Raw genomic sequence first — 6,835 nt, 5'->3', positions numbered from 1 at the left:
TAATGGAATAAATTACAGCGATCGCGTTGCCCACAAAATTAAGCTTGCCGGTCCACTACTGCCGTGACAACCCTAAAATGGTGGGTTACGGCGGATTGATAGATTGCTATCACAGTCTAGGTTTTAGCCGCCTAACCCACCCTACGCTAATGCACATTTTTAGCTGTGTCACGGCACTACAAGGATTGGTAATTATAGGGGTTTAATTGGACTTCTCTTCCTTGAGCAGGGTCACCACCCGACGCAATACCCCATTAATGAACCGATATTCCTGTTCGCCACTGTAGCGTTTTGCTAATTCCACTGCCTCATTAATGGCAATCCGTTCATTGAGATTAACGTACAAAATTTCGGCCACGGCAATTCTGAGAATATCTTGATCGATACGCGCAATGCGCTCTAGCTGCCAATTCACCATCGCCTTAGAGAGCAGGGAATCCAACTCCTGACGGTTTTGACTCACCCGACTGAGCAATTCTAGGGCATAATCTTGAACTGATTTTTGATCGCGACATTGATGGAGAATTTCTGGAAACTCCATGGCACTTCCCAAACGATTAATCGCCGTTTGAGTCAGTTCAATGGATTCTTTCACCATGGCCCTAGAACTGGCAATATTAGGCGCTACGGTTTCACTCTCCAACAGGCGATCGCTGCCTCGCTGCAACTGAGCGGCTGCCACCTCCAAGGATTCTGAAGCCTCCGTTTGCAACATCTTTACCGCAGCTAACATCATTTTCTCCAGTGCTGGAGCCTCTTTTCCCCGATAATTAGAAAACTGGGAAAGACTGAGCAAAGCAAGTTCACGAGCAATTTGGCGCGGTTGCATAATCCATTAAAAGCCGAAGATTGGCCCTCTAACACTACTCAACTTCAGAAGATTCCTCCAGACTCAAAGAAACGGCCAGGCCTAGTTTTTCCGCCGGATTCTCAGTCACGGTCGAATTCTTCCGATCCTCTAGTGTATATCCTGATTGGCCCTTCGCAGGAGCGAGTAATCCCACCGTGGGGTTAACAATGCCTGCCGAAACCACCACCTTAAAGGCATCCTCAATGGAAATCGCTAAATTAATTACATCCTTCTCTGGCACGATCGCATACCATCCCGTTGTTGGATTGGGTGTTGTGGGGATAAACACATTAATCATTGGCTCTGGAAACTTGGAACGTAACTCTGGACTTAGGGGCCCAGTCACAAACCCCATCGACCATAGACCCTCACGGGGATATTCCACTAATACCACTCGCCGAAACTTATCTTTAGAATCTTTCAGCAAGGTTTCCAGCAATTGCTTTAAGGTCTTATAAACGGAACCGGCCAAGGGAATGGCCTGCACAATACGCTCCCCCACATCCAGCAACCAGCGGCCGGCAATATTCCGAGCCATCAGACCAATCACAAGGATACTAAGTAAGGGAACGGCTAATCCCACCACCAAATTGAGAAAATAGACCAAAATCGGATGCAGTCCATCAAACGGGTTGACCTGTTTGGGAATCCGAGTGAGGACATTAACCACCCAACTGGCGATCGTAATGGTGAGCCAGATTGTGGTTGCCAAGGGGATCACCACCAGCAACCCAGCAATCAAATCATTCTTTAAATCTTGCTTCAAGCGTTGGAACACAAAGATTCTGTACTCAGGGAACAGGGAATAGGGAACAGGGAATAGGGAACAGGGAATAGGGAGTAACCCGCTTTCTAGCCCGACTCCCGAATCTTGACTCCCCATCAAGATGATCCCCACTATTGGCTATTTTAAAACACTTTGCCGGCGATCTGTGGAACCGCCGACGAATTGATGGCTATCTACACGAAGGGAAGTCTAGGGAAGCAAGGAAGAATTATTCACTGACTTTGACTTCTTTGGGTTCTAGGGGAACTGCCTCTTGAGCATTCTGGGCAGAATCTTCCTGTGGCTTTAGACTGTGTAGATCTAAGTCAGGAACTGGTAAATACTGCATTTCCCAGGTTTTCAATAAAATTAGATACTCATAAAAGGCCTGTAGGGTACACCAAGCTAAACCAGGGGAACCGTCCCAACATCCGCCCAAAATAAAATACATATAGAAGAATCTTACAATCGGTCGAAAGGGCAGGCGCAAGGACAAATCTTTGAGCGCTCGTCGTCTGGCGACTTCAGTTTTCCCAAACACTAAATCAGCCCAATTGACGTTTCCCTTTTCCAGTTGACGGATAGTTTCGGCTGCTTCATCGGTGGAATAGCGGTTATGCTTTTCGATCCAGCGACTCAGACCTTTACTACAGGTATAGTGGGGATAGGTTTCTTTGAGAAATCCGGTGGGGCCATCACAGACTTCTCGTTCGGTGTGACCATAATCAGAAAACCAAACGCGATCGGGGCGCAGAAGGCGTAATTGATACCGAGGATACTGGGTACTGTGACGAATCCAACGATTCATGAAAATCACTCTCTCGGCCACATAATAGCCTACTTTGTCGGCTGATTTAATCGTCTCTAAACACTCGTTAAATAGCTCAGGAGTCATGCGCTCATCAGCTTCGAGGATGTAAATCCAAGGATGTTTAGCGGGGACTTCTTTGAGCATCCAGGTGCGTTGACGGCCGTGACTTTCAAATTTATGCTCAACGACGCGGACGGGATAACGTTGGGCTACTTCGACGGTGCGATCGCTACTTATCGAGTCTACAACAATCACATCATCGGATAATAGGGCCGATTCAATACAGGGGCCAATATCGAGTTCTTCGTTATAGGTGAGGATATAAATGGAGAACATTTTCAGTCAATCAGAGCGAATACTTCAGGGTCATGGAGCATCAATGGAGAGCAAAAAACCGATCGCCGATCCCTATCGGTTTCTAGGTGTGGGCGATCGGTTTTTCTCTCAGGGTCTTATCGACGGCGTTTCTTCCGTTTGCCACCGCCTCCGAGTTGCACACCAGCCAAACCAATTCCCAAATAGCCAACGGCCAATAGGGCCCCATTCATCGATTGAGACATAGATTTGAGCGTAGTGACTTGGGCCCTTTCTTCCCGTTGGGTTTTTTCTTGCTCAATTTGACTTCTAGCCCGTTGGGGTAGAGCATCAACCTGTTGATCGATGAAGTTATCGATCGCACCGGGATTATCCCTGAACTGTTGGAGTAACTGAGCTTGTTCCTCTGGTGCTTCCTCTAGAGCTTGTTGAAACTGCTCCTCATTGCTAATTAAGGTATTAATCTGGGTTCTAAACTGTTCGCGACGCTGATCTAAACCCGCTTGAAATTGCGGGTTGTCCAATTGCGCTTGCAATTGTTCTTCCGCTTGTTGGGCTTGAGCATCTAGACTTCTGAGGGCGCGGTTACGACTTCGCACCGTATCGATACTGTGGAGGGGAACCACTAAGAGATAGACCAGCCCTAAGACCAGGGAGACCAATACTGCTGCCGATCTTAACATCCCTTGTTTAGAGCTGCTGGTTCCCTCGGACTCTTTGATCCAAACTCCTCCTAACAGGAGGGCAACTCCCACTAAAGGAATTACACCTCGGTCAATGAACTGACTGGTAAAACTCAGTCTCCATTGGGGACTGAGCAGGTCAGGAGGAATGGCAATAATGAGAATATCAATAATAAACGAGACAATCATCACTAAGCCTACCAGTTGCAGTGACCGGGAGGCTAAGGGAGAGATAGGGTTGCTACTTGCTTTCATATCAAATGGTTACGTTTTGCGATCGGAATATTAAGAGACCCTTGAAAATGCCCTGAAGTCCTTGGACTAAGATGACCAGAACCAGGATAACATCGAAAACCAATGAACTGGCAAACGTGAGGTTGTCCTAGCCTCTAGGTTAGGGTGCTGGTTATATTACAGTTTAAGCGACTGTATAGTGTATGCATTATCCTCATATGGCTTCAGGTGTCTCATGTTTTCTAGTTTCACTCCAATTTTGACAAACGTCTATTGTGCGATCGCTCTGGTTACTTTAGGACTCGGTTTTTGGGCACAACCGGCCCTCGCTCGGACAGATGTTCTCCTATGGATGGCTCAAGAGGAGACGAGCAATGAGGATCTTCAGGAGGCTCAAAAGTATAATCAGCAAGGGATTGAGTTGATGAAATTGGGGGACTATGCTGAAGCGGTAGAAGCCTTTCAACAGGCGGTAGAAATTTATCCTGATTCAGAGAAAATTTATTCTAATCTGGGTATTGCTCTGGGCCACGATCGCCGATTTGAGGAAGCGGTGAATGCCTTTCAACAGGCCCTAGAGATTAATCCCCAGAATTGGGAGACCTATAATAATTTGGGTATTGCCCTAGGGAGTCAGGAGAAATACGATCAGGCGATCGCCGCGTTTCAGGAGGCGATCGCCCTCAATCCTGATGCTCCCATGTCTTACCATAATTCAGCCGTCGCCTATATCAAACAAGAGAAATGGGAAGAGGCGATTACGTCCCTAGAAGCTGCCCAGGAGCGCTATATTAACTTAGGCCAGACCGAGGTGGTTGAGTTAATCGATCGGGTTTTATCCGATTTGCGCCAGAAACTCGAACCCCCATCCAATTAACCATCTAGGGAGCGAGACGCTCCCATTCTAGTAATATCAACCGATTTCAGGAGTGCGGGCATCTTGCCCGCTTCTTGAATCCCATTTTGATGTCCGCTTGCGGAAACCAGGCTTGATATTAGAAGAAACTCGGTTGATGACGAATCAAGTTTAAAAACTCTTCACGCACTTTTTGGTCTTCCTTAAACACACCCACCATGGAGCTAGTGACTGTCCAAGAGCCGGGTTTTTGCACGCCGCGCATCACCATACACATATGATTGGCTTCGACCACCACCGCGACTCCTTGAGGGTCAAGGATTTCTTGGATGGCTTCGGCTACTTGCCGAGTTAGGCGTTCTTGCACTTGCAAGCGACGGGAATACATTTCCACAATCCGCGCTAATTTACTTAAACCTACTACCTTTTGATTGGGAATATAGGCCACATGGGCCTTACCCATAAACGGCAGCATATGGTGTTCGCACAAACTAAACAGGTTAATATCGCGCACGAGTACCATTTCATCATGGCCTTCATCAAAAATGGCTCCATTAACCAGCTCTTCCAAGGATTGATGATAGCCATTGGTGAGGAAGCGCATGGCTTCTGCCACTCGTTTGGGGGTTTTGAGCAGTCCTTCGCGTTCTGGATCTTCGCCGAGTTCTGCTAACATGGTCTGCACGGCATCGGTTAAGGCTTCATTGCTGACCTCAGAGGGAGGATGGGAAATTCTAGACTCCATACCATGGGTCGTAGCACGATCCGGCCGACTCGACAACGGTTGATTTTCCTTGGTCTTCTGATCCGAAGAAGAACTCATGGAAGGAGAACCATTAGAGGAAGCAATAGTCATAAGATAGAAAACTCTCTTTTCATTTCAGGTGGGTGAGCTAAGACAGACAAAGGGTCACTTTGCCTGGATTCAGATGGAGCCAGAGCAACTTGTCGTCAAGTGTCTGGCGGGGGTATTGTTCCATGCCTCGATCGCTGCTGAGGGAGGAAGCAATGGGGTTTGAGATCGTTTTGCAGTTATGGGGATCTAAAGAATCTAGGGTTGACATCACCAGAGATGCTTTGTAGCCCGATACTGGGGCTACGCTTTGGAGAAATTGAAATAAAGCCGGAGAAGTTGGGACAGCCCACGCCAGGGAGGTTAAGCCGTTGTCATCTAAACTTCTTCGATAAGCAAAACTCAAATCGGTAATGAGGGAAATGTAAACAATTGTTACTAGAGGTCATTATAACTCCGATCGCCCCGGTTAACACAAGCCCAGAGCCTAGGCGCTGGCTTCCAAAAAGACTCCAATCTGTCTAAACTTCTGATAGCGCTGGTCTCGACGTTGTTTAGGGGATAGGGTATCGAGTTCAGACAGGTGACGGAGGATAGAGGTTTTGAGGATATGAGAGGCTTTTAGGGGGTCGCCATGAGCGCCACCTAGGGGTTCAGGTAATAGGTCATCTAAAATCCCCAATTGTTTTAAGTCTTCGGCCGTAATTTTGAGGGCTTCTGCTGCTTGGGGAGATTTTTTAGCATCTTTCCAGAGAATGGCAGCACAGGCTTCTGGGGTAGCGACGGTATAGACCGCATGTTCAAACATCAGCAGGCGATCGCCCACACCGATGCCTAATGCTCCTCCCGATCCGCCTTCACCAATGACGGTGCAAATAATGGGGACATCGAGGCGGAACATTTCCCGCAAATTATAGGCGATCGCCTCTCCCTGTCCTAGTTCTTCTGCTTGCAACCCTGCCCAAGCCCCTGGAGTATCAATAAATGTTAGGATGGGCATCCCAAAGCGATTGGCATGATTCATCAATCGCATGGCCTTGCGATAGCCTCCGGGTGAAGCCATGCCAAAATTACGGGCCACATTATCTTTGGTGTCCCGGCCCTTTTGATGGCCGAGCATCACCACCGATCGCCCTTCAATGCGGCCAATACCGGCCACCAGGGCCGGATCGTCACCGCCACAGCGATCGCCATGCAACTCAATCCACTCCTGACTGATAGATTGGATATAGTCCAACGTCGAGGGACGACGGGGATGGCGAGCCAATTGCAATCGTTGGCCGGGAGACAAATTGGTAAAAATCTCCTCTCGCAGTTCAATCGCTCGTCCTTCCAACTGATGAATTTGATCCGAGACATCGACACCGTTTTCCTGGGCCAATTCCCGAATTTGTTTAATTCGGTTTTCTAGCTCAAACAGTGGCTTTTCAAAATCGAGCAGTAGGGGTTTACGTTCAGAGGTACTCACATTCACTAAAGGAAAATAACAGTTTATTGATCCACCCGTTTCCAATTTTATCGGATTCG

7 protein-coding genes are annotated in these 6,835 nt (G+C 47.9%); 1 reads left to right on the top strand and 6 read right to left on the bottom strand.

Features of this window, described 5'->3' with window-relative positions:
• Positions 1-202: 202 nt before the first annotated feature.
• The 4 genes from nusB to hpsJ-B all read right to left on the bottom strand — a co-directional run bounded on the left by nusB (position 203) and on the right by hpsJ-B (position 3,680).
• Complete coding sequence (nusB, locus tag PMG25_RS06045) at positions 203-829, bottom strand: transcription antitermination factor NusB (protein ID WP_283766003.1); 627 nt, start codon at positions 827-829, stop codon at positions 203-205.
• Between the two features lie 34 nt (positions 830-863).
• Positions 864-1,628, bottom strand: coding sequence for a DUF502 domain-containing protein (locus PMG25_RS06040; protein ID WP_347178755.1), 765 nt, complete (start codon positions 1,626-1,628; stop codon positions 864-866).
• Between the two features lie 217 nt (positions 1,629-1,845).
• Positions 1,846-2,763, bottom strand: a complete 918-nt coding sequence (locus PMG25_RS06035; RefSeq protein WP_283766001.1) for a glycosyltransferase family 2 protein — start codon at positions 2,761-2,763, stop codon at positions 1,846-1,848.
• A gap of 116 nt (positions 2,764-2,879) precedes the next feature.
• Entirely contained in the window at positions 2,880-3,680 is an 801-nt protein-coding gene (gene hpsJ-B, locus PMG25_RS06030) for a hormogonium polysaccharide biosynthesis protein HpsJ (protein WP_283766000.1), read from the bottom strand.
• A 238-nt stretch (positions 3,681-3,918) separates the two neighbouring features.
• Here hpsJ-B and PMG25_RS06025 point away from each other — a divergent pair, with 238 nt between their 5' ends.
• Positions 3,919-4,536, top strand: coding sequence for a tetratricopeptide repeat protein (locus PMG25_RS06025; protein ID WP_283765999.1), 618 nt, complete (start codon positions 3,919-3,921; stop codon positions 4,534-4,536).
• Between the two features lie 118 nt (positions 4,537-4,654).
• Here PMG25_RS06025 and folE read toward each other — a convergent pair whose 3' ends face one another.
• Positions 4,655-5,371, bottom strand: a complete 717-nt coding sequence (gene folE / locus PMG25_RS06020; RefSeq protein ID WP_347178752.1) for a GTP cyclohydrolase I FolE — start codon at positions 5,369-5,371, stop codon at positions 4,655-4,657.
• Positions 5,372-5,795: 424 nt separating this feature from the next.
• The gene (locus PMG25_RS06015; protein WP_283765998.1) at positions 5,796-6,776 is read right to left on the bottom strand and encodes an acetyl-CoA carboxylase carboxyltransferase subunit alpha; all 981 of its coding nucleotides are present in this window, start codon (positions 6,774-6,776) and stop codon (positions 5,796-5,798) included.
• Positions 6,777-6,835 lie beyond the last annotated feature (59 nt).

Origin of the sequence: Roseofilum capinflatum BLCC-M114 (assembly GCF_030068505.1) — a bacterium.
GTDB lineage: Bacteria > Cyanobacteriota > Cyanobacteriia > Cyanobacteriales > Desertifilaceae > Roseofilum > Roseofilum capinflatum.
The sequence above is the reverse complement of the archived record's forward strand: the minus strand, read 5'-3'. Positions and strand labels throughout refer to the sequence as shown.

Bases quoted from the DNA above. Each gene is read 5' to 3' on its own strand.
- nusB (WP_283766003.1), bottom strand. From the start codon at position 829: ATGCAACCGCGCCAAATTGCTCGTGAACTTGCTTTGCTCAGTCTTTCC.
- PMG25_RS06035 (WP_283766001.1), bottom strand. From the start codon at position 2,763: ATGTTCTCCATTTATATCCTCACCTATAACGAAGAACTCGATATTGGC.
- hpsJ-B (WP_283766000.1), bottom strand. From the start codon at position 3,680: ATGAAAGCAAGTAGCAACCCTATCTCTCCCTTAGCCTCCCGGTCACTG.
- folE (WP_347178752.1), bottom strand. From the start codon at position 5,371: ATGACTATTGCTTCCTCTAATGGTTCTCCTTCCATGAGTTCTTCTTCG.